A 22,485-nucleotide genomic window follows, 5' to 3' on the forward strand; every position below is an offset into this window, starting at 1 on the left:
AGGCGCGGACATTAAGCTGGACCGGAAAGTAGACCGATCGGACGTGGCTCGCACCACAGATATGAGATGACTCGTGGCCAAGAATGCCGTGCAGGACAACGAGCAGGTAGACGGCCCAGTCGTTGCTGATGCGAAGCCCGAGAAATCCGACGGTCGGAAGCGTCGTTGGCGTGAGCACAAGATCGCTCGCCGCGAGGAACTCGTCGACGGCACCATCGCCGCCATCCGCGCGCGCGGCCGTGAGATCGGCATGGACGAGATCGCGTCCGAGATCGGTGTCTCCAAGACCGTGCTCTACCGATACTTCGCCGACAAGAGCGACCTCACGACCGCCACGATGATGCGGTACGTCGAGACCATCCTGTCGCCGCGTATCTACGAAGCGATCAGTGGCGATCTCGACGATTTCGAACTCACTCAGGCGAGCATCACCGCATACGTCGAGACGGTGGCATCCGACCCCGACATCTACCTCTACGTCATGGCCAACGGCGCCGGCGCCAACCGCGACGTCGTTGCCGATTCCGAGCGCATGATCGCCGAATTGCTCTCCACGGTGTTGGGCAATCGTCTTCGCGAGATGGAGATGGATTCCGGCGGTTCGCTGCCGTGGGCGTTCGGGATCGTCGGCGGAATTCAGCTCGCGACGCACTGGTGGATCTCCAACAAGTCGATGTCCGCAGAATCGCTGATCGACTACCTCACGATGATGACGTGGGGCGGCATCACCGGCATAGCGGCGGTCAACGGATCACCGGCCAAGTTCAAGTCGGTTCCGCATCCCCTCGTCAAGCCTGCCGAGGACTGACTCGCCCGAGACCGAACTTTCGAGCCGCCGGGCGCGATCCTGTGGCACTCTTTCGGCATGGCACAAGACTCGCTGTGGGAAACACCGGCCGCCAAGACCCTGCGGGCGGAGCCCGGGTTCGAACTCGATCAACTCGATCGCAACAGCACTCCGGGATTCACCGGAAACAAAGCTGACGGCGAACGTCTGCTCGAGGAGCGCGGCGCGGTTCTGTCCGACCTGCAGGAGTTGCTGTACGCCAACGGCCGGTCAGGGGACAGTCGTTCAGTCCTGCTGGTCCTGCAAGGAATGGACACCGCAGGCAAGGGCGGCATGGTCCGACACGTGATCGGTCACGTGGATCCTTCGGGAGTTCAGCACGCGGCCTTCGGCGTCCCGACCGAAGAGGAAAAGCAACATCACTACCTTTGGCGGATCAAGAAGGAACTCCCCCGCGGCGGCTATCTCGGTGTGTTCGATCGCTCCCACTACGAGGACGTCCTGGTAGTGCGCGTCCACGATCTTGTCCCGGAGGATGTCTGGAGCAAGCGCTACGACGAGATCAACCAGTTCGAAAAGGAACTCGTCGACGCCGGAACCACCATCGTGAAAGTCGCGATGTTCGTCTCGCTCGACGAGCAGAAGAAGCGACTCGAAGAACGTCTCGACCGCCCGGACAAGTATTGGAAGTACAACCCCGGCGACGTGACCGAACGCGGTTTGTGGCCTGCATATCAACAGGCGTATCAGGCAATGCTCGACAAGACGTCGACCGAGCACGCGCCGTGGTACGTCGTGCCGTGTGATCGGAAGTGGTACAGCCGCATTGCGGTCACGGAGCTACTGATCGACGCTCTGGAAAAGCTCGATCTCGACTGGCCCCCTGCCGACTTCGACATCGAGGTGGAGAAGGCACGACTCGCACAGTCTTGATCAGAAGCAGGCCCGATCAGAACAGGTGTGGGGATTCGCGGTGCACTTTGTGATCGTGACGCACAGTACTGGCGTACAGGGCTACCGCGAGGCCGATGCACGCGACGCCGGCGAGGCCGGCGATCAATGCCCAACCACCCTGGCCTGAACCTGCCGCCACCAGAAAACTGCCGAGGCAGACCACTGTGGCCAGCACCAGGAAATACGACGCCCACGCTGCAAAGAGATTGAGCTTCATCGTTCGCTCCTCCGGTCGGATCTCTTTCGTTTCGACCGTACGCCGGAGCATGACGGTCGACAAGACACTGCCGCCTCGAGGTTTCCCGACGTCTACGCCGGGTAGCCGAATTACATGGACATCGGAACTCTTTATCGCGGAATCGAATCCGCTCGCGGACTGGACGGTCCGTCCACTGGCCTCAGGCGCAGAATCCTCGAGATCACGGAGCGATCCGACCGATCGCGCACTGTCGCGGCACTTCTGCGCGGCGCCGCCGTCGGGCATCCCATCCATCCTGCCCTCGTGACCATTCCCGCGGGCGCGTGGACGGCTTCGTTGATCTTCGATGTTCTAGGCGATCCGCAGACTGCACGACGGCTGATCGGGCTCGGATTGGTTTCGACTCCGCCGGCTTTGCTGACGGGATGGCTGGACTGGTCCGAACGTGGCGACGTCGCACGCCGAGTGGGACTGGTGCACGCGGCGTCGAATGCAGTGGGGATCTGGTCTTTTGCGGCGTCGTACAGGCTACGCGGAAAGGACTCACTCGCGCTGGCGCGAGTGCTGTCGGTGCTGGGGCTCACCGCGGTCGGTGTCGGTGGCGCGCTCGGTGGTCACATCGTTTTCAAGCTCATGGACGATCCGGCCGTCGAGGCTGCAGCGACTCCGGTTCTCGATCCCATCCTGGATGTAGTCAACTGAGCCGATCGGACCTCGATACTGTTCAGGCGTAAGCACTTCCGGAGTAGCTCCGCAGTTCTCGCGCGGTCTCGTCCGAATCCGCCAATGGTCTGTTCATGACCCAGTGTGGGCTGCGCGTGCCCAGTGTCGCGGCAAAATCGGCGACGGCGTCCGGGGTCGGCACTGCGTGTTCGCCCAGATATCCGAGAACGATGAGGTCCTCCCCTGATCTGGTCTCCACGGCCAGGGCCCAACCGCACGTCTCCTCCCACAGCAAAGCCACCTCGCGCCCGGGGAAACGCGGCACAGTTCGGTCCAATGCGATGTAAGCCTCCAGAGGGTGCTCGCGCCTGCAACACCACTGCTCGATGCCGGCCCCCACACCGACCGCCACCCGTTGTACGTACCGCTCGAACCCGAGTCCGACGGTTGCGTCGACCAGCATTTGTTCTGTCATCGAACCTCACTCCTCGCCATCGTGTTTGGAATGTGCCCAGCGCTGACCGCGTCGAAACCCGGTTCAGATCACGGACTCCGGGTATCCCCAGACGAACCGATCAAGTGGAGAGGGGACCCGATGAAGTACTCGCCCGCTATGGCTCCCGGACGAATGCTGAAGATCTCCATGGTGTCGGTGAACGCCGATCCACTCGCACCGGTGGGCTGCTCGGCAGCCGGTGCACAGAACCTGCACGTCGACGAACTGTCTGCCGCCTTGGTTCGTGCCGGACACGACGTCACCGTCTTCACCAGGCGTGCCCACGTCGGTGGGCCGGACCGCGTTCGCGCCCGCGCCGGGTACTCCGTCGACTATCTCGAGGCCGGCCCGACGCAGGCTCTCCCGGATGCCGATATCCTCCCTCACCTTGGAACCTTTGCCAGCATTCTGCGCGCTCAGTGGAGTACCGACCGACCCGATGTGGTGCACTCGCACTTCTGGATGTCCGGTGTGGCAACGGAACTCGCGACCCGATCGCTCGGCATCCCCGTACTTCAGACATTCCATTCCCTGGGATCTGCGGCGCACCGCCACCTCGGAGCAGCCGACGACAGCCCCTCGGAGCGGACTCACCTGGAACCGTTGATCGCCAGGGGCGCAACCCATGTCATCGCGACCAGTTCGGACGAAATCTTCGATCTGGTCCGGCAGGGATCACCACGATCACGGACCACGATGGTGCCCTCGGGCGTGGACACCGAAGCATTCACCCCGGAGGGACCCGCCGCGAAGAAAACCGCACCGCATCGATTGATCTGCGTCGGAAGACTGGTGGAGCAGAAGGGCTTCGATGTTGCCGTCGCCGCGCTGGCTTCGCTGCCGGATACGGAGTTGGTGGTGATCGGCGGGCCACCCGTCGCGCAACTGAGCACCGACGAAGTGGCGATCCGCTTGGTCAAGCTCGCCGAGCGCCTCGGCGTCGCAGATCGCGTCCAATTGTTGGGACGGGTTCCGCACCGCCAACTACCGAAACTGATGCGATCGGCCGACGCCCTCGTGTGCACCCCTCGATACGAACCGTTCGGAATCGCGGCACTGGAAGCAATGGCGTGCGGAGTTCCCGTAGTCGCGACTCCTGTTGGCGGACTGCGGGATACGGTGATCGACGGACTCACCGGGCGTCGGGTCCCGGTCAACAACCCGGTGGAAACCGCGCGCGCAGTCCGCCATCTTCTCGACGACGAGGACGAAGGCGCGGCGTTTGCACGGCAGAGCCGGGCCCGAGCGTGCGAATCGTATTCGTGGGATCACGTCGCCACCGAAGTGGTCCGCACCTACGGCCGCTGCGTCACAGCACCGCCGAGAGCCCGCCAACACAAGGGCACTCACCGAAGTGAAGTGCACTGACGCTGACGGGCTCTACGAAACTGAATTTCACGAAGCTTGGACTGAAACTGCGTGATCAAGCGGGGAAACGTCGGGTCTCTTCGAGTCCGATTGCATGATCGAGCGACTCGTAGCAGGCAAACATCGACTCCTGACCAGCTGCTTTGAGCAACCTTTGCACCGGGCGGGCGCAGACGAGCGCGAGTGTGCCGCCCACGTCGCGTGATCGAGTCGACAGGACCGACAGCACCGACAAGCCGCACGTCCCCATGAATTCGAGTTCGGATAGATCGACGACCAGCGTCCGGTCCGCGGCCACGTGGTACGTCAAGAAGTCACGAAAAGCATTGGCGCTCATCAGATCGATCTCACCACGAACTTTGATCACAGCGGTGTGTGCACTGATACGGTGCGCGTGAAACGATGCGGTCGCTGTCCCGGTCGCGGGAGGTCCGTAGTCTACCGATCCCTTCGCCGCGTTCGTAAAGCCTGAAATAGATGATCCTGGAACAACAGTCATGGTTCTCCCATCCCGCAACGGTTTACACTCTGCAAAAGAGAAGGGACCTCCGAAGGAGACGCACGATGAACGGGTCTCCAGAAATACGGATAAATCCCTCATCGGCTGTGTGCTCAACCTCGGTTTGAAACAGTACGCCAGCATGACGGACGTCACAAGTGCGTTGCGACCATTCGTTTCGGTGTTCCGAACAAAAATGTGGTTTGGTCTGCGGTTCCGCGAGGTAATCCGATGTTGCGATCGCCAACGGTCGTGAGCAGAATCGTGTCGTTTACCCCGGCACCACCATCGACCAAATTTCGTGTTCGGGGGTCACTGTGAAGGTCGGGATGGGTATCGTTCTCGGCACCAGACTTCACCGCGACCCCTGGTACGACGATCCGGAGAACTTATGGCACACCTCAGCGCACTCGAGCCCGATCAGGATCAGACTCAGCCAGTTGTGGAGTTGAGGATTCAAGCGACTCTCGATCAGCTGTCGATTTTGCGTGCACTGGCCGCCACCGTTGCCATTCAGGAAAACTTCGACCTCGACGCCATCGCCGACATCAAACTGGCCATGGACGAAATCTGTACGCATCTGATCGTTCGCGCTGCGCCTGATTCGGTTCTGGTGTGTCGGTTCGTCTTCACGCCCCCGCAATTGCACGTGTCCGTGTCCACGACGACCACGGAGTACGAGGACAGCAGTCAGCGTTCGTTCGGGTGGCACATCCTCACCGAACTCACCGATTCGATTTCGCTCGACCAGGAAGAGAACCTCGGCGGCGTCGGCTACATCACCACCATGAAGTTCACCAAGGCCCTCAGCGGGCGCCTGTGACCGCTTCCGCAGACGGCCCGTCACGCCCGCGTCGGCGGTCCACCGACGAATATCGGGACGTAATACCAGTTTTCGAGGAACTGCGGACCCTCGAGCCCCACAGCCCGGAGTACGAACGAGTGCGCACTGCACTCATCACCAGATGCCTACCGTTGGCCGAGCACATCGCCAGACGATTCGACGGTCGTGGCGAGGCACACGACGATCTGGTTCAGGTGGCGCGTCTCGGTCTGGTCAACGCCGTCGACCGTTTCGATTCCACGCGCGGATCCGATTTCGTCTCGTTCGCAGTTCCCACCGTCATGGGCGAGGTTCGACGACACTTCCGCGACACCGGTTGGGCATTGCGGGTTCCCCGCCGGATGAAGGAGTTGCACTTCCAACTCGGGCAGGCCATCAGCGAGCTGTCACAACAGCTCGGGCACGCGCCGACCGTCGACGAGTTGGCCGAGACGTTGGGGATCGAACGCGAAGAAGTTGCCCAGGCCTTGATCGCCGGCAACGCGTATCAGACGGTCTCAGTCGACGGTGCCGCGTCCAATCACACCGACGATCTCCCGCTCGTGGAGACACTCGGTGACTACGACGCAGCTCTCGAGAACGTCGAGAATCACGAGGCGTTGCGTCCGCTTCTCGACAAGCTGCCCGAGCGAGAGCGGACGGTGTTGATGCTCAGATTCTTCGGAAATCTGACGCAGACACAGATCGCCGAGAAAGTCGGTGTGTCCCAGATGCACGTGTCGAGGTTGCTCGCGAAGACATTGAGTAATCTTCGCGAGCAACTCGACTGAGCTCCGCGAACAATTCGACTGAGCAGGACCGAGCGGGTCAGATTGTTGCGGTGTCGATCACGAATCGGTATCGGACGTCGCTCTTGATCACGCGCTCGTAAGCGTCGTTGATGTCGCTCGCCGGGATCAGTTCGATTTCTGCGCCGATGCCGTGCTCGGCGCAGAAGTCGAGCATCTCCTGTGTCTGCGGGATACCGCCGACCATGGAGCCGGCGAGGCTACGACGGTTTGCGGCGAGCGAGAATGCTCGAACTTCGATCGGCTTCTCGGGCAGGCCGAGTTCGACGAGAGTGCCGTTGATGGCGAGCAAGGACATGTAGGCGTCGATGTCGAGGTTGACCGAGACCGTGTTGAGGATCAGGTCGAACTCGCCACGAAGAGCCTTGAACGTCTCACGGTCGCTGGTCGCGTAGTAGTGATCGGCACCGAGACGAAGGCCGTCTTCCTTCTTGCCGAGCGTCTGGCTCAGGACGGTGACTTCCGCGCCGAGCGCCTTGGCGATCTTCACACCGACGTGACCGAGGCCGCCGAACCCGATGATGGCGACCTTCTTGCCGGGGCCGGCATTCCAGTGCCGCAGCGGTGAGTACAAGGTGATGCCCGCGCACAGGAGCGGCGCTGCAACGTCGAGTTCGATGCCCTCCGGGATCGAGAGCACGAAGTGCTCGGTGACGACGATGTGCGTCGAGTAGCCACCCTGAGTGCGCTCGCCGTCGCGGCCGGTGGCGTTGTACGTACCCGTCACACCCTTGCGGCAGTACTGCTCTTCACCGGCGGTGCAGGCGTCGCACTCCCCGCACGAGTCGACGAAGCAGCCGACGCCCACTCGGTCGCCGACCTTGTGCTTGGTGACATCGGACCCCACGGCGGCGACGACGCCGGCGATTTCGTGTCCGGGGACGATCGGGTACTTCGCTCCGCCCCACTCGTTGCGAGCGGTGTGGATGTCGGAATGGCAGATGCCGGCAAATTTGATGTCGATGAGAATGTCCAGTGGACCGAGCTCGCGGCGTTCGACAGTGGTCTTCTCGAGGGGACCGTCAGCGGACGTCGCGGCATAAGCAGCAGCAGTAACCATGCACACATGCCTACCCGTGCATGGAGGGACCTGCAACTCGCAGGCCCCTCCATGACTTGTTCTTTACGTGACTTACCCGGCGTCGCGCTCGGCTTGCTCGGCCCGACGACGCAGGCGCCTCGCGGCCGCAACCATATTGCGCAGCGAAGGCTCGAGTTGCCACGGATGGCGGGTCTTGAGGCCGCCGTCCGGGTTTGCCCACAAGCGATCGAGAGAGATCGATTCGCTTGCCTCAGTGAGCAATTCGTCGAGTTCGTCGATGTCGGGAATCCGAGCCGAGCGAGATTCGTAGACACCGGGGCCGACGCCGTGCGTGAGCGCGCCTTCCTTGAGTGCTTCGAGAACCCACGTGATGGAGCGGGTCGCGACGATAGCCGTCACATCGGCGTCCAACCGTTCGATGGCGTCGACCACCGACGACCGAGCGGAGTACGTCAAATGTGTGTGGATCTGTGTTTCCGGCTTCGCTCCACCTGTTGCCAGACGGAACGCGTCGACGGCCCACTCCAGGTAGGCCTCCCGGCCGTCCTCACGCAGTGGCAGCAGTTCACGAATTGCCGGTTCGTCCACCTGGATGATGGCGATTCCGGCAGCTTCAAGATCCGCGATTTCGTCTCGAATGACAAGTGCCAGTTGCTCTGCCGTTTCGTAGAGCGGCTGATCCTGGCGAACGAACGAACGGGCGATCATGGTGACCGGACCCGTCAGCATGCCCTTGACCGGCTTGTCGGTCAGCGACTGCGCGTACGCAATCCACTCGACCGTCATCGGCTTCGGACGTGCGATGTCGCCGTAGAGAATCGGCGGACGCGTGCACCGAGATCCGTAGGCCTGAACCCAACCGTTGTGCGTGAAGGCATAGCCCTCGAGCAGTTCGGCGAAGTACTGGACCATGTCGTTGCGCTCGTGCTCGCCGTGCACGAAAACATCGAGACCGATGTCCTCTTGCAGACGGATTGTGCGCTCGATCTCTTCCTGGATGCGCTTGTAGTAGTCGTCCCACTCCAAACGCCCCTGGCCGAGTTCGTAACGAGCCTGGCGAATCGCGTCGGTCTGCGGGAACGAACCCAGTGTCTGGGCCGGCACCAACGGCAGATTCAACCGTTCCTGCTGAGCCTTACGACGCTCCTCGTACGGTGCACGCACACGATCTTCGGGCTTGATCGCGTTCACCCGAGCACGGACAGCGTGCTTGAGCTTGAAGTGCACCTTCGTCGGACGCTTACGCCACTTGTCCGAAGGACCTTCGGTGAGCGCCTTCGCCAGTGAGACGACTTCGCCGACCTTCTGCTTCGCAAAAGCCAGACGGTCTGCGACGTCTCCCGGAATGTCGTACTCGGAGAGCACGTCGTACGGCACGTGCAGCAGCGACGACGACGTGGAGACGACGAGGTCAGGCACAACGTCTTTGAGTTCGTTCAGGTACGTCAAGGTGTTGAACCTGTCGACGCGCCAGACGTTGCGACCGTCGACGACGCCCGCGTAGATGCGCTTGCGCTTGATGTTCGGCACCGCGGCCAGTTCCTCGGCCGTGATCTTGCCGTGCACCAGGTCCAGACCGAAGGCTTCGATCTTGGTGGGCGCCAAGATGTTGAGGGCTTCGCCGAACTTGCCGTACGGACCCGTCACCAACAGGCGCGGGCGCAGCGGGGCCGTCGAAAGCTTCTCGTACGCACGTCCCAGAGCGGCTAGCTCCTCGGGGGTGCGGTCCTCGGTGACCGAAGGCTCGTCCAACTGAACACAGGTCGCACCGGCCTTGGCGAGCTGCTCGAAGAGCTTCTCGTACTCGGGCAGGAGCGCGTCCAACAGGTCGAGCGGGGTGAAGTTCGGATCGGACTTCTCGGTGGCAGGTCCGACCTTCGAAAGCAGAAGCAGCGAGACGGGCCCCATGATGACGGGGCGCAATTCGATGCCGCGCGCCTTCGCACGTTCGAACTCGTCGAGAAGTGCATCCGAGTTGAGCGAGAACACCGTGTTCGCGTCGATCTCGGGCTGACGGTAGTAGTAGTTCGTACCGAAGAAGCGCACCAGCTCGAGAGGCGGGAAGTCCGGGCGGCCACGGGCCATCGTGAAGTAGAAATCGAGCGGCTCGAGGGCGCCCTCGAGCGGCTTGAACCGCTCCGGCACTGCGCCGAAGAGCAGCGCATTGTCGAGCACGTGATCGTAGAAGGAGAAGGTGTTGCCGGGAACCTGGCTCAATCCCGTCGCAGCCAATTCGCTCCAGGTCGATTCCTGGAGTTCCTTGGCGACCGCGAGAAGTGCGTCCTTGTCCGAAGTGCCGTGCCAGTAGGACTCGAGGGCGCGCTTGAGCTCACGGCGCGGCCCGATGCGCGGATACCCCAGGACGCTGGAGCCGAATGCTGCAGTGCTGCTGGACATGCGGTCGACCTTTCTAACCGAGGGGCGCGAGCGCCCTGTGCGCCTTTGTGGTAGCCGGAACTACCAGAAAGGCGCACAGGGGCGTTGGGCCTTAGCTTGCCTGCTTGGTGGAGCGACCGTTGTCGGCGTATTCGTAGAAGCCCGCGCCGGACTTCTTGCCGGTCAAGCCGGCTTCGACCATACGCAGGAGCAGCGGCGGAGCGGAGTACAGCGGCTCCTTGAACTCTTCGTACATGGAGTCGGCGATGGACTTGACGGTGTCGAGTCCGACCAGGTCCGTCAGAGCCAGCGGACCCATGGGGTGCGCGAGGCCGAGAACCGTTGCCTTGTCGATGTCTTCCTTGGTCGCGAAGCCCGACTCGACCATGCGGATCGCCGAGAGCAGGTACGGCACCAGGAGTGCGTTGACGACGAAGCCGGAGCGGTCGGCACTGCGGACGACCTGCTTGCCGAGGATGTCGCTGGCAAAAGCCTCGGCGCGCTGCGAGACGGAGGCACTGGTCTTGAGCGTCGTCACCAATTCGACGAGCGGCAGAACCGGAACCGGGTTGAAGAAGTGCATGCCGATGACTCGCTCGGGACGCTTGGTCGAGATGCCGAGCTTCATGATCGGGATCGACGACGTGTTGGACGCGAGAACCGCATCCGGGTCCGTCACGACCGCGTCGAGCTCGGCGAAGATTTCGCTCTTGATCTTCTCGTCTTCGACGACGGCCTCCACGACGAGCTGGCGGTCCGCGAAATCTCCCAGATCGGAGGTGAAACGCAGACGCCATGCGGCCTGCTCACGCTCACGTTCTGTGATCTTTCCGCTGCTCACGCCGCGGTCGAGCGAACGCAGGATGCGTGAACGCCCGGCTGCTGCAAGCTCGCGAGTCTGCTCGAAGACCAGAACATCGACATGTGCGCGGGCGCACACCTCGGCGATTCCGGCACCCATGATTCCGGCGCCGATAACGCCGACGCGCTGAATTTTTTCGCTGGTCACGTCAGCTCCTTGTTTGTCTCGTGGAGTTTGTCTGGTGAAGGTGTTGCAAAACAAGCACTTCGAACTGCGTCGACGCTGGTGGCCGACGCAATCGGAACTGCCTTGAAGACGAGAGAAAGTAGTGCGGTGATACAAGCAGGGGAGAGACCCGAAGCCGAGCCTCTCCCCCACCCGAAGTCAGTTCTTAGTGGAACTGTCCCTCTTCGGTGGAGCCCTTGAGAGCTGCCGTCGAGGTGTTGGGGTCAACGGTGGTGGCGATGGTGTCGAAGTAGCCGGCGCCAACCTCACGCTGGTGCTTGATGGCGGTGAAGCCACGCTCTTCGGCAGCCTTGAACTCGCGCTCCTGCAGGTCGACGAATGCCGTCATGCCTTCGCGGGCGTAGCCGTAGGCAAGGTCGAACATGCCGTAGTTGAGCGAGTGGAAGCCGGCCAGCGTGATGAACTGGAACTTGAAGCCCATTGCGCCGAGCTCCTTCTGGAACTTCGCGATGGTCGCGTCGTCCAGGTGCGCCTTCCAGTTGAAGGAAGGGGAGCAGTTGTAGGCCAGGAGCTGGTCCGGGAATTCGCTGCGAACGGACTCGGCGAACTTCTTTGCAACCTCGAGATCCGGCACGCCGGTCTCCATCCAGATGAGGTCTGCGTACGGTGCGTAAGCCTTGGCGCGAGCGATGCAGGGCTCGATGCCGTTCTTGACGCCGTAGAAGCCTTCAGCCGTGCGGGTTCCGTCGAGGAACGGGCGGTCACGCTCGTCCACGTCGGAGGTGATGAGGGTTGCGGCCTCAGCGTCGGTGCGGGCGATGATGACGGACGGAACGTCCGCGACGTCGGAAGCCAGGCGAGCCGAGGTCAGGGTGCGGATGTGCTGCTGCGTGGGGATGAGCACCTTGCCGCCGAGGTGGCCGCACTTCTTCTCCGAAGCGAGCTGATCCTCCCAGTGGACACCGGCAGCGCCGGCGCCGATCATGGCCTTCTGCAGCTCGTAAGCGTTGAGAGCGCCACCGAAGCCGGCTTCGGCGTCGGCAACGATCGGAGCGAGCCAGTTGCTGACGGAGGTGTCACCCTCGGTCTTGGCGATCTCGTCGGCGCGCAGCAGTGCGTTGTTGATGCGACGGACGACGGTCGGAACCGAGTTGGCCGGGTAGAGGCTCTGGTCCGGGTACGTGTGGCCCGAGAGGTTTGCATCGCCGGCAACCTGCCAACCGGAGAGGTAGATGGCCTTCAGGCCGGCGCGAACCTGCTGCACAGCCATGTTGCCGGTAAGTGCACCGAGGGAGTTGATGTAGTCCTCGTTGTTCACGAGATCCCACAGGATCTCGGATCCGCGACGAGCGAGGGTCTGCTCCTCGACGACGGTGCCCTGGAGCTTGACGACCTGATCGGCCGTGTAGTTACGAGTAACGCCCTTCCAGCGAGGGTTGGTGTCCCAATCCTGCTGGAGCTCAGCTGCGGTCTTCGGGGTGCCGGTGGTCGACATCAAGACTCCATCTCTTTGATCTGCTGGTCCGGCCTGTTGTGAGCAGTACGTGCGTACTACTTCACATACTTGCCAGGCCCTTCTTGTGTACTTACCGAGAATGGCACATCGAAAAAGTGCCGTCTACCTGTTGCTAATGCCAATCTTCGCTACCTTTTCAACACACTTTGCTAAGTCTGTGAAGATTCCTACGCGGCTGGTACTACCCAATCGGACAGGTTCCGTACTGGCGAGTAGGAAAGAAACCGCAGGCTGTGAACGAAATGCACTCAACTCCGCCGCTTGCGAATTCGGGCAGTTCGCACGGCACTCGGAACAGGCCCGTCCGCTACTTCGGAGCCAACTTCACTACCCGCGAGTGACCGCAATCACTCCTCGGCAACAGCCTTCGCTAGGACAATTCCGGGATCTACCCCTGGGAAAGCCGGAGACAACCCGTTCGCCGGCCATATGCTGTCGAACCATGACTTGTCGTTCGACGCCCCCGACCGGGCGATAAAGCGGTGCCGGACAACTATCAGCGGCCACCGAACAACCAGGCATGGTCGCAATCCGGTCCACAGCCGCCGCAGTTGGGCTACCGAGCCGCGCCGCAGTCGTATCCCCCGCCCCAGGGATTCCCGCCTGCACCGCCACGTGGAAATCCGCCGCCGCGTCGGCCCGGCTGGGTGATTCCGGTATCCGTAATCGGAGTCATCACTGTGTTGGCTCTCTTCGGCGGGCTTGCCTGGGTCCTCTGGCCGAAGGACGTCCCCAACTCGGCCGCCGGTGGCGCCGCCCACACCACCATCGGCGCCGCGAACACACCCGGCACCACGACAACCGCTCCCAGCACGACATCCCCGACGACCACACGCGCCGCGAACTTCCCGGCCGGTGCGGCCGCCTGCCCCGGCGGGCAGCCGGCCGGAAGTTACAAAGAGTCCGCGACAAGTGGGGGCAAAACTTCATGTGAGTTTGCCGAGGCGGTTCGGATCGCCTACGGAAACTCCGGTGCAACCGGTGCATCCAGCACCGTGTCCGCACGTAGTCCGGTGACCGGCAAGGAGTACACGATGGCATGCAAGGTGACCTCCGGCATCGTCACCTGTACCGGCGGAGACAACGCGGTTGTGTACTTGCGCTGACGGGCGCAATTGCGGCATCGGCAACCCGGTGCGTGTCGTTCCAGTGTCGCACTTACGGATCCTCCGATAGCGTGACCGCATGCCTCTGTACGAGTTTCGCTGTACCGGCTGCGGCCCGCTCGAGCGGTCGTTCGCGATGGCCGAAGTGCCCCAGTCGATTACTTGCCCCCAGTGCAGTCTCGAGTCCAAGCGGGTGGTCTCGTCTCCCCGGTTGAGTCACAGCTCGTCGGCCGCGATGGGTCTACTGGACAGCACTGCTCGATCGGCTCACGAGCCTGCCGTGGTCAGTGGGTCACTACCCGGCCGCGGCCGGCAATCTGCGCCGACTACGTCCAATCCGTTGCACCGCAAGCTACCTCGCCCCTGAGCGTCCTCACCGCGCGTCCTCGCCGTGAGTCCCGATCCGACACGAAAGTCCTGCCGCCACGAGTTTTCCGTTTCTTCGAGAATGAGGAGTGCATATGCCTGAACTGCTGTTTCCACTCGATTCCGCCAAGAAATTCACCGACCAGGCAATCGTCGGCCACAATCGGTGGCACCCGGACATCCCAGCGGCGGTGACAGTGAAACCCGGTGATGCGTTTCGTGTCCATTGCCGCGAATGGTTCGACGGCGCAATACACAACGACGACTCAGCCGACGACATTCTCAATGCACCACTGACCACGGTCCACACGCTGTCCGGCCCCTTTGCCGTCGAAGGCGCGAAGCCCGGCGACCTCTTGATCGTCGACATCTTGGATATCGGGCCTATCCCCCAAGAAGATTCGGGTCCGTTGGCCGGCCAAGGCTGGGGGTACACGGGCATCTTCCCTCGGAACAACGGCGGCGGCTTCCTCACCGAACAGTTCCCCGACGCGTACAAAGCCGTCTGGGATTTCTCCGGCCAAACGGCGACGTCGCGTCACATTCCGCACGTCTCGTTCACGGGCATCGTCCACCCGGGACTCATGGGCACGGCTCCGTCGGCAGCCTTGCTCGCCAAGTGGAATGCCCGCGAGGGCGCCCTCATTGCCACCGATCCCAATCGGGTTCCCCCGCTTGCACTTCCGCCCGAGCCCCGCGATGCAGTACTGGGAACCTTGACCGGTGACGAGTACACACGCGTGGCCGGCGAGGCGGCGCGCACCGCTCCCCCTCGCGAGAACGGTGGAAACCAGGACATCAAGAACCTCACCAAGGGCAGCCGAATCTTCTATCCGGTATTCGTGGACGGTGCGAATCTGTCGGTCGGCGATCTTCACTTCTCCCAGGGCGACGGAGAGATCACTTTCTGCGGTGCCATCGAGATGGGCGGCTTCATCGATCTTCGTGTGGACATCATCAAGGGCGGAATGGATACCTACGGCGTTTCCGAGAACGCCATCTTCATGCCGGGCAACACGGATCCGCAGTATTCCGAGTGGCTTGCGTTCTCGGGCACTTCCGTCACGTTGGACGGCGAACAGAAGTACCTGGATTCACATCTGTCCTACCAGCGTGCGTGCTTGCATGCGATCGAGTATCTGACCAAGTTCGGGTACGCGCCAGAGCAGGCGTACCTGCTACTCGGCGCGGCGCCGATCGAGGGTCGCCTGTCGGGTGTCGTGGATATCCCCAACTCGTGTTCGACGGTCTATCTCCCGACTGCGATCTTCGACTTCCCCCTTGCACCCTCGTCGAGCGGGCCGTTCCAGATCGATCCCGGAATCGGCGCCCCTCGTTCGGAGAACAGGGTCTAGGCCTCCGGCCCCGTGAGTGGTTAGGGAGTGCCGAGGCTCCTCAACCACTCACGGGGGCGGAGCCCCTGTGCGAAGACTGCGAACCCACCTTTGCGAAGCCGGACTGTCACTCGTATCCTGGGAAAATGTCGAAAACCTTTGTCGGTGTCCGGCTCCGCCAACTGCGGACCGAGCGCGGGTTGAGTCAGGCTTCGCTGGCCAAGACGCTCGAGATCTCGGCAAGCTATCTCAATCAGATCGAGCACGACGTCCGGCCACTCACCGTGCCGGTGCTCCTGCGAATCAGTGAAGTCTTCGGTGTCGACACCACCTTCTTCTCCCCGCAGGACGACACACGCCTGATCGCGGAAATGCGTGAAGTTGCCCTCGATCAAGAGATGGGTATCGACGCCGACGCCCACGAAATCGCGGAGATGGTCTCCACCCACCCGGGCCTGGCCAAGGCGATGGTGAACATGCATCGCCGCTTCCGCAACACGACGGCCCAGCTCGCCGCAGCCACGGAGGACCGTTTCTCGGACGGCAGCGGCAGCGGTTCGATCACCATGCCGCACGAGGAAGTGCGCGACTACTTCTATCAGCGACAGAACTACATCCACGATCTCGACACCGCGGCCGAAGAACTCACTGCCCGGATGCGCTTTCACCGTGGCGACGTCGCCGGCGAGATCGCCAGACGCCTCGAGTCCGTCCATGACGTGCAGATCGTTCGACGAGTCGACTTGGGCGAGAACATACTTCATCGCTACGACCCGGACACCAGGGTCCTGGAAATTTCCGCAAGGCTCTCCGGCGGGCAACAGGTCTTCAAGTTCGCGACAGAACTCGCATACCTCGAGCATGGCGACCTGCTCGACTCGTTGGTGGCCGAGGGCAACTTCACCAGCGAAGCGTCGGTTTCCCTGGCGAAGCTTGGTTTGGCCAACTATTTCGCCGCGGCCACCGTGCTGCCCTACAGCCAGTTTCACGAGGTTGCCGAGGACTTCCGGTACGACATCGAGCGCATGTCTGCCTTCTATTCCGCGAGCTACGAGACGATCTGCCACCGCCTCTCGACCCTGCAGCGCCCCAAACTTCGCGGGGTTCCGTTCATGTTCGTGCGTGTCGATCGTGCCGGAAACATGTCGAAGCGTCAGTCCGCCACCGGATTCCACTTCTCTACCAGCGGCGGTACGTGCCCGCTGTGGAACGTCTACGAGACGTTCTCGTATCCGGGCAAGATCATGCCTCAGATCGCGCAGATGCCCGACGGTCGTCGATACCTCTGGGTTGCGCGCACGGTCGAACGTCGAGCGGCTCGATACGGACAGCCCGCAAAGATCTTCGCCATCGGATTGGGATGCGAGATTCGACACGCCCACCGACTCGTCTACAGCGACGGTCTGGATCTGGACGAGTCGAATCCGGGAACGCCGATCGGCTCGGGCTGCCGTGTCTGCGAACGCCTCAATTGTCCGCAGCGTGCCTTCCCTCCGTTGGGTAAAGACCTCGACATCAGCGAGCACCGGAGTTCGATTTCGCCGTACGTGATTCGCTGACCGCGCTAACGCACGTGGTCGCGTAGGAACGCGACTGTGCGATCGAACGCGATCATCCCGTCCACGGTATCGAGGTCGAACTGATATTCGTGGTCCAGCGCAGGCTCGTGATCTTCGGGGTAGAACAGTGCGTCTACTTCGACGCCCAGATCGGCGAGCCGTTCTGCCAAGGGTTTCGACTGGCTGGCGGTCAGTGGGTCGATGTTTCCGCCGGTGATGAACGTCGCTGGAAAGTCCGAGGTCACATGGCCCAGTGTCGACATCTGACCCACTGCAGTCGACCCGTCGAAGTCCCTCGTTCCGAGATACCCCCACAGCGACTGCTTGTCGACGCCCCAACCGAAGTACTTCCCCTGCGACAGCAGGGGTTTCAGATCGAAGACCCCACAGTCGAGGACAACTCCGCGTATCTGCTCGGGACGTAATGCCGGCTCCACACCCATTTCCGACGCGTAGTCAGGGCTGGTCATGACGGTCGCCAACTGACTGGACAACTGCGCGCCTGCCGAATCTCCGGCAAGAAAGAGGTTGTTCGAATCGACATGCAACCTGTCCGCATTGCTCACGATGAATCGATACGCGTCGTTAAGCTGATTCACTGCGGTGGGGTAATACGCGTCCGGCCCCAGTGAATAGTCCACCGAAATCACAGTGAAACCTTGATTTGCCAACAGTTTGTAGTAACCGTCGGCATCAGCTCTCGACCCTGATATCCAGCCACCGCCGTGCACCCAGACCACCGTGGGTAGCGCCGAAGTGGACTCCGACGGGTAGTAGACGTCGAGTTGTGCATCGTCGTCGCCTTCGCGGTACGACTGATCGAGAATCGAGACGATTCCTGACGGTGCATGCCTGTCGAGTTGTGCGTGAGTCGATTCGGAGCCACCCGCCGACATCCACCGTACGAGGAGAACTCCTGGCCACGGACTGACGAGTGCCGCGGTTACCCCGGACAGCAGAATGACGACGAATACCGCCGCGATTCCGACAATGCGCCTTCGCCGTCTGTCGGGGGAAGACGCGCGCACAACAACTCCTGGGGTCGGGTCGGATTCACCCAGGCTAGACCAAAAGGACTAGTCGAGAATTCCCCGGCAACACACCCGCGGCGCTTTGTCTGAAATGACCATTTCTTCAGCGTCTCAGCATCATCCGACAACTAGCGGGTGTGTGCGTCGAGAAACTGAACCGTGCGATCGAGGGCAGTGAGACCGTCGGCATTGTCCAGATCGAACTGATACTCGTGACCGAGCGCCGGAACGTGATCGGCCGGATAGAACAGTGTGTCGACCGCAACTCCCAACCCCGTCAATTTGTCAGCCAACGGTTTCGACTGAGAATCTGTCAAAGGATCCGCGTTGCCGCCGCTGATGTAGGCAGGCGGAAATTGAGCGCTGACGTAGTTCAAGGTCGACATCTGATCCGCTGCGTCGGTACTCATGAAGTCACGCACGCCGGTATACGCCCAGAGGGACCGATCAACCCCCCAACCGATGATGCCGGGTCCGCCGACCATGTTCCCGACGTCGTAGATTCCACAGTTCAGTATTACTCCACGTAACTGATCCGGCCGCAGCGACGGGACCACGCCCACACGGTTCGCATACGCGGGATCAGTGATGAGAGTGGCGAGCTGACTCGAGAGTTGCGCTCCCGCAGAATCACCGGCGAGAACGACCGTCGTCGGATCAACATGCAGCCGTTCCGCATTCGCGACGACGTACGCGTGAGCGTCGTTGAGCTGCCGCACCGCTGTCGGATAGTGATGCTCAGGTCCGAGTGAGTAGTCCAGGGACACAACGGTGTAGCCACGAGAGGCCAGCAACTCGTAGTACGGCGCGTAGTTGGACTTGCTTCCCGAGATCCAGGCACCGCCATGAGTCCAGATCACCGTAGGCAATGCGGTCGTCGTCGCTGCGGGAAAGTAGACATCCAGGTATGCGTCGTCGTCATCGGCGCGGTACTGCTGGTCCTTGATCGAGTCGACGCCTTCGGGCGCGTGCTTCTCGAGCGCCTCGGTGACTTTCACGGCATCACGATCGAAGACCCATCGCACGGTGAGTGCGCCAGGTCTCGGGCTCAGAACGAAGGCCAGAACCACGGCTCCGACGAGAACGAACACAATTGCAAGAGCCCACAGCAAGCGCCTGCGCCACCGATGCGGTGAAGGGTTCGTCATCGGGTTTCCTTCACTCTCGGCACAATGTCCGGATCAGCGTAACGCGAAGCCGGTACCGCCAAGTGCGATCAGCCGAGTTCAGCGATCCGCCTCTGCGCGAGTGCCTTGACTTCACCCTTGGCTACTTTGCCGCCTGCCGCCATCGGCAATTCGGCGACCGTCATCACGTACTCGGGTATGTACTCGCGGGTCACTCCTCGGCTCTGCAGCCAGGCGGTCAGATCCTCCGAACTCAGATCGTCATCGGCGGACACGACGACCGCACAGACCTTCTCACCGAACAGCGGATCGTCGACCCCGACCACGGCGACCAACTCCACCGAAGGGTGCGCGCGCACGTACTCCTCGACTTCGACCGCGGAGATGTTCTTGCCGCCACGAATGATGATGTCGGCTTTGCGCCCGACCACACGCACCCGTCCTGTCTCGTCGATCTCGACGATGTCGCCGAGAAGCATCCAACCGTCGTCGGTGTACAACTCGTCGTTCGCATCGGTGTCCCCCCAATAGCCCTGACACATCAGCGGTCCGTTCACCCCAGGCTGACCGCGGCGGACGGAGCCGGTCATTTCCTTTGCCGCATCGTCGAATACACGTACTTGCATGCGATCGATGACGTGGCCGCACGTCTTCAGTCGGGTGTCGGAATCGTCCGAAACCGTCGTCACCGAGACGGCGCCGGTTTCGTTCGATCCGTAGAACTGCAGGACAGCCGCTCCGGTACGTTGTTCGAATGCCAGCGCCTCCGAATAGGGCACGGCTTCACCACCGGTGAACATGAAACGAAGTGACGAGAGATCGGCCGATTCCGCGGCCTCCGAACGCAACAGCATCTTGAATTGTGTACTCACACAATTCAAAGCAGTCACCCGTTCGCGCTCGATCAACTCGATCATCACCGAAACGTCGAAGCGTTCCATGACGACATTGCGAGCACCGAGTAGTGCCGGCAGGAAATGCGAAGTCCAGAGGCCGAATCCGAAAGGTGCTGGAACCGCGCCGAGGAACACCTCATCCGAGCCGATCGCCGCCGCCTCGGCGGCAATCTCGGAGAAACCAACCCAACGATCCTCGGTTTGTGTGACCAGTTTGGGTAGGCCCGTTGTGCCGGAGGTCGAGTTCAGCATCGAAACGGCTGACGTGACAAAACACGGACTGGTTGCGGGGAACTGCTTTAACTCGACCGGCAACGAGGTGAGTTCGCCGTTTGCGCTCACGCGTTCGAAACTCACGTCGGCGCGTTCGTCGGCGAAGACGACGTCCAGTCCGGGATGCTCTGCCCGCAGACTCGCCACGAGTTCGGCGGTATCGACGCCGCGCAGCGTGCGAGTGGTGACGAGAACGGAGGCTTCCGAGCGGGCGATCAGATGAGAGATCTCGCGAATACCCGAGCGCGAACCGATTCCGACCGCGACGCGGCCGGTACGAAATGCTGCGCAGAGAGCCGCATGAAAGACAGCGGTGTCGGGGAGCAACACGGCTACATGTCCGTACCCCTCACCAGCTAGATCCAGCGCCGACGCGATCGCATCGGCAGCCGCGTCGTACTGTTTCCACGACACCCTCGATTCCGGAGTGACAAAGGCGGTTTCGTCCGGGATGGTCTCAGACCAATGCCTGACCATTTCGCTGATGCTGACGCCGGCGAACCGGTCCGGATTCGTGGCGAATTCACCGACGGTGAAGTCGAGTGTCTTCGTTTCCAGCATGATCGTCGATCATCTCCCGTCGGCGCTGAGTACGCCCATCGATTGTTTGTACGCGTTGTCCAGTGTCGCTGCGGAATCGCATTCGCGGACGAGTTCGCCGCGCTGCATGACATATCCGCGGTCGACAACCGATTTCAGTGCAGTAAGTGCCGGTTCCGTCACGATGACGGTCACACCCTCGGCGGCCAGACCCCCGACCAGCGCTCGCAGCTCCGCGACGATTTTCGGTGCCAGTCCGGTCATCATCTCGTCGAGGAGCAACACCTTCGGGGTTTCCAGAAGGGCCCGCCCCAGAACCAACATCTGCTGCTCACCACCGCTGAGGACCCCGGCATAACTCTCCGAGCGTTCACGCAGGATCGGGAACCTCTCGAAAGCTGTTTCCACGGCTTCGGCTTTCAATCCCAGCAGGTCTGCGCCCACGCGTAGATTCTCGCGAACGGACATTCGCATGAACAGTTGCCTGCCTTGGGGAACGTAGGCAAATCCGCTGCGGACACGATCCAGTGCCGATAATTTCTGGATCTCTCGACCATCGAATTTGATTGTCCCGGTGGCGGGAACCGAGCCGTAGATGGATCCCGCCAAGCTGGTCTTGCCTGCACCGTTCGGCCCGACGATCGCTGTCACTTCACCGGCGGGGGCGACAAGGGAGACTTCCCGGACGGCGACAGCGGATCCGTATCGAACTGTGACTCTGTCGAGTTCAAGCATGTCAGGCGCCTTCCTCGTATTCGGAACCGAAATAGACTTCTCGCATCGCGTCGCTGGCCAAGCACTCCTGCGGTGGTCCGTAGAACGCCACTGATCCGAAATTGAGCAGCACGATCTTGGTGGCGAGCGCCGCGATGAGATCGACGTTGTGATCGACCAGGACTACTCCCTTGCCCTGCGCGGCAATCGATCGCACGGCACCGGAGATGGCAGCGATGCCGTCGTGATCCGCACCGGCAAACGGTTCGTCCAACAGGAGGACTTCGGGTTCGGTCGCCATCGCCCGCGCCACCTCGACCAGACGCTGCGCGCCCAAACTGAGATCCCCGCAAGCACTCTCGACGTCGGTGACCGAGTATCGCGCAGCAATCTCCCGGGCCCGCTGTGCTGTCCGGTCCCAGTTCTCGAAAGGTCCTTTGATCGCCCACCACAGCGAGTGCAGCGGTGAGGTGATCTTGTACCCGTACAGTCCCGGGATGATGTTGTCGATCGCGTCGAGTTCCGCCGCGAGCTGCGGATGTTGAAACGTGCGCGAGAGCCCTTGCCGTGCACGGCGCTCCGACGGCCCGGTCAAGGGAGCACCGGCGAGCGCGACGGTTCCGGAGTCTGCTTGCTGTGTGCCGAAGATGCAGTCCACGAGTGTGGTCTTGCCTGCCCCGTTCGGGCCGACCAGGCCGATCACCTCTCCCGGTCCGACGCTGAACGAGACATTGTCGACAGCGCGAACGCCGCCGTAGGACTTGTGGAGACCGCTCACTTCGAGTAGCCGAGTCATCGATTGCCACGCTCCTTGTACAGACGGTTCATTCGACCCAGAACGTTCTGACTCCACCCGATCACCCCACCAGGCGCGACGATGAGGATCACCAGGACGGCTCCGGCAAGCAGGAGTTCGCCGCTTCCTTGGTAGCCGGGCATGTTCAGCGTCACGATCACCACGATCAATGCACCGAGCGGAGCACCCCACGCCGAACCGCGACCGCCGATGATCGGCATGA

The 22,485-nt window shown here is 61.9% G+C and carries 22 protein-coding genes and 1 pseudogene; 10 read left to right on the forward strand and 13 right to left on the reverse strand.

Translation table 11 applies throughout. The annotated features are described in order from the left end of the window. Positions 1 to 73 precede the first annotated feature (73 nt). Together ACYP01_RS00350 and ACYP01_RS00355 are read left to right on the forward strand one after the other, a co-directional pair. Positions 74 to 808 carry a TetR/AcrR family transcriptional regulator gene (locus ACYP01_RS00350; RefSeq protein ID WP_003941527.1) on the forward strand — a complete coding sequence of 245 codons (735 nt, stop codon included), beginning with the start codon at positions 74 to 76 and terminating at the stop codon, positions 806 to 808. Between the two features lie 57 nt (positions 809 to 865). Beyond that, on the forward strand, positions 866 to 1,720 hold the full coding sequence (locus tag ACYP01_RS00355) for a polyphosphate kinase 2 family protein (protein ID WP_047268875.1): 855 nt from the start codon (positions 866 to 868) through the stop codon (positions 1,718 to 1,720). A gap of 16 nt (positions 1,721 to 1,736) precedes the next feature. On the opposite strand, the gene ACYP01_RS00360 is transcribed toward ACYP01_RS00355, so the two are convergent. Then, a complete protein-coding gene (locus tag ACYP01_RS00360) occupies positions 1,737 to 1,958 on the reverse strand; it encodes a hypothetical protein (RefSeq protein WP_039973486.1) in 222 nt (73 codons plus the stop codon). A 114-nt stretch (positions 1,959 to 2,072) separates the two neighbouring features. Between ACYP01_RS00360 and ACYP01_RS00365 the strand changes: the two genes are divergently transcribed. Continuing rightward, complete coding sequence (locus ACYP01_RS00365) at positions 2,073 to 2,642, forward strand: DUF2231 domain-containing protein (RefSeq protein ID WP_007735369.1); 570 nt, start codon at positions 2,073 to 2,075, stop codon at positions 2,640 to 2,642. Positions 2,643 to 2,664: 22 nt separating this feature from the next. On the opposite strand, the gene ACYP01_RS00370 is transcribed toward ACYP01_RS00365, so the two are convergent. Continuing rightward, on the reverse strand, positions 2,665 to 3,078 hold the full coding sequence (locus ACYP01_RS00370; protein WP_003941464.1) for a DUF6292 family protein: 414 nt from the start codon (positions 3,076 to 3,078) through the stop codon (positions 2,665 to 2,667). 120 nt (positions 3,079 to 3,198) lie between these two features. Here ACYP01_RS00370 and ACYP01_RS00375 point away from each other — a divergent pair, with 120 nt between their 5' ends. Continuing rightward, positions 3,199 to 4,467, forward strand: coding sequence for a glycosyltransferase (locus ACYP01_RS00375; protein WP_003941555.1), 1,269 nt, complete (start codon positions 3,199 to 3,201; stop codon positions 4,465 to 4,467). 55 nt (positions 4,468 to 4,522) lie between these two features. On the opposite strand, the gene ACYP01_RS00380 is transcribed toward ACYP01_RS00375, so the two are convergent. Further along, positions 4,523 to 5,110, reverse strand: a complete 588-nt coding sequence (locus ACYP01_RS00380; protein ID WP_308216553.1) for an STAS domain-containing protein — start codon at positions 5,108 to 5,110, stop codon at positions 4,523 to 4,525. 247 nt (positions 5,111 to 5,357) lie between these two features. Here ACYP01_RS00380 and ACYP01_RS00385 point away from each other — a divergent pair, with 247 nt between their 5' ends. Both ACYP01_RS00385 and ACYP01_RS00390 read left to right on the forward strand, forming a co-directional pair. Next, positions 5,358 to 5,789: an ATP-binding protein gene (locus ACYP01_RS00385; RefSeq protein ID WP_003941553.1), complete on the forward strand. Its 432-nt coding sequence runs from the start codon at positions 5,358 to 5,360 to the stop codon at positions 5,787 to 5,789. After that, positions 5,786 to 6,580: an RNA polymerase sigma factor SigF gene (locus tag ACYP01_RS00390; protein ID WP_003941515.1), complete on the forward strand. Its 795-nt coding sequence runs from the start codon at positions 5,786 to 5,788 to the stop codon at positions 6,578 to 6,580. The genes ACYP01_RS00385 and ACYP01_RS00390 overlap by 4 nt, the downstream gene beginning before the upstream one ends. Positions 6,581 to 6,617: 37 nt before the next feature. Here ACYP01_RS00390 and ACYP01_RS00395 read toward each other — a convergent pair whose 3' ends face one another. The 4 genes from ACYP01_RS00395 to aceA form a co-directional block, all read right to left on the reverse strand. Next, complete coding sequence (locus ACYP01_RS00395) at positions 6,618 to 7,658, reverse strand: NAD(P)-dependent alcohol dehydrogenase (protein WP_459678108.1); 1,041 nt, start codon at positions 7,656 to 7,658, stop codon at positions 6,618 to 6,620. A 72-nt stretch (positions 7,659 to 7,730) separates the two neighbouring features. Beyond that, entirely contained in the window at positions 7,731 to 10,037 is a 2,307-nt protein-coding gene (gene metE / locus ACYP01_RS00400) for a 5-methyltetrahydropteroyltriglutamate--homocysteine S-methyltransferase (RefSeq protein WP_003941510.1), read from the reverse strand. A gap of 91 nt (positions 10,038 to 10,128) precedes the next feature. After that, positions 10,129 to 11,025 (reverse strand): 3-hydroxybutyryl-CoA dehydrogenase, encoded by an 897-nt coding sequence (locus tag ACYP01_RS00405; protein ID WP_003941541.1) that lies wholly within the window; start codon positions 11,023 to 11,025, stop codon positions 10,129 to 10,131. Positions 11,026 to 11,209: 184 nt separating this feature from the next. Further along, positions 11,210 to 12,499, reverse strand: a complete 1,290-nt coding sequence (gene aceA / locus ACYP01_RS00410) for an isocitrate lyase (RefSeq protein WP_003941533.1) — start codon at positions 12,497 to 12,499, stop codon at positions 11,210 to 11,212. Between the two features lie 503 nt (positions 12,500 to 13,002). Here aceA and ACYP01_RS00415 point away from each other — a divergent pair. The 4 genes from ACYP01_RS00415 (at position 13,003) to ramB (ending at position 16,885) form a co-directional block, all read left to right on the forward strand. Continuing rightward, positions 13,003 to 13,626 (forward strand): serine/threonine protein kinase, encoded by a 624-nt coding sequence (locus ACYP01_RS00415; protein ID WP_459678112.1) that lies wholly within the window; start codon positions 13,003 to 13,005, stop codon positions 13,624 to 13,626. Positions 13,627 to 13,705: 79 nt separating this feature from the next. Further along, positions 13,706 to 13,993 (forward strand): FmdB family zinc ribbon protein, encoded by a 288-nt coding sequence (locus tag ACYP01_RS00420; protein WP_459678114.1) that lies wholly within the window; start codon positions 13,706 to 13,708, stop codon positions 13,991 to 13,993. 94 nt (positions 13,994 to 14,087) lie between these two features. Further along, positions 14,088 to 15,347, forward strand: coding sequence for a formamidase (gene fmdA, locus ACYP01_RS00425; protein WP_042923284.1), 1,260 nt, complete (start codon positions 14,088 to 14,090; stop codon positions 15,345 to 15,347). Between the two features lie 125 nt (positions 15,348 to 15,472). After that, a complete protein-coding gene (ramB, locus tag ACYP01_RS00430; RefSeq protein ID WP_003941547.1) occupies positions 15,473 to 16,885 on the forward strand; it encodes an acetate metabolism transcriptional regulator RamB in 1,413 nt (470 codons plus the stop codon). A 5-nt stretch (positions 16,886 to 16,890) separates the two neighbouring features. Here ramB and ACYP01_RS00435 read toward each other — a convergent pair whose 3' ends face one another. From ACYP01_RS00435 to ACYP01_RS00460, 6 genes and pseudogenes are all read right to left on the reverse strand, one after another. Further along, positions 16,891 to 17,913, reverse strand: coding sequence for an alpha/beta hydrolase (locus ACYP01_RS00435; protein ID WP_003941502.1), 1,023 nt, complete (start codon positions 17,911 to 17,913; stop codon positions 16,891 to 16,893). A 131-nt stretch (positions 17,914 to 18,044) separates the two neighbouring features. Next, positions 18,045 to 19,064, reverse strand: coding sequence for an alpha/beta hydrolase (locus ACYP01_RS00440; protein ID WP_021333900.1), 1,020 nt, complete (start codon positions 19,062 to 19,064; stop codon positions 18,045 to 18,047). Positions 19,065 to 19,132: 68 nt separating this feature from the next. Continuing rightward, positions 19,133 to 20,773 carry a class I adenylate-forming enzyme family protein gene (locus ACYP01_RS00445; protein WP_047268871.1) on the reverse strand — a complete coding sequence of 547 codons (1,641 nt, stop codon included), beginning with the start codon at positions 20,771 to 20,773 and terminating at the stop codon, positions 19,133 to 19,135. Positions 20,774 to 20,782: 9 nt separating this feature from the next. Next, the gene (locus tag ACYP01_RS00450) at positions 20,783 to 21,487 is read right to left on the reverse strand and encodes an ABC transporter ATP-binding protein (protein WP_020906733.1); all 705 of its coding nucleotides are present in this window, start codon (positions 21,485 to 21,487) and stop codon (positions 20,783 to 20,785) included. Position 21,488: 1 nt separating this feature from the next. After that, positions 21,489 to 22,262 (reverse strand): ABC transporter ATP-binding protein, encoded by a 774-nt coding sequence (locus ACYP01_RS00455; protein WP_459678119.1) that lies wholly within the window; start codon positions 22,260 to 22,262, stop codon positions 21,489 to 21,491. After that, positions 22,259 to 22,485 (reverse strand): annotated as a pseudogene (locus ACYP01_RS00460) (branched-chain amino acid ABC transporter permease); the annotation flags it as partial. The gene ACYP01_RS00455 and the pseudogene ACYP01_RS00460, both read right to left, overlap by 4 nt.

It is taken from the genome of Rhodococcus sp. no. 34 (assembly GCF_054589475.1).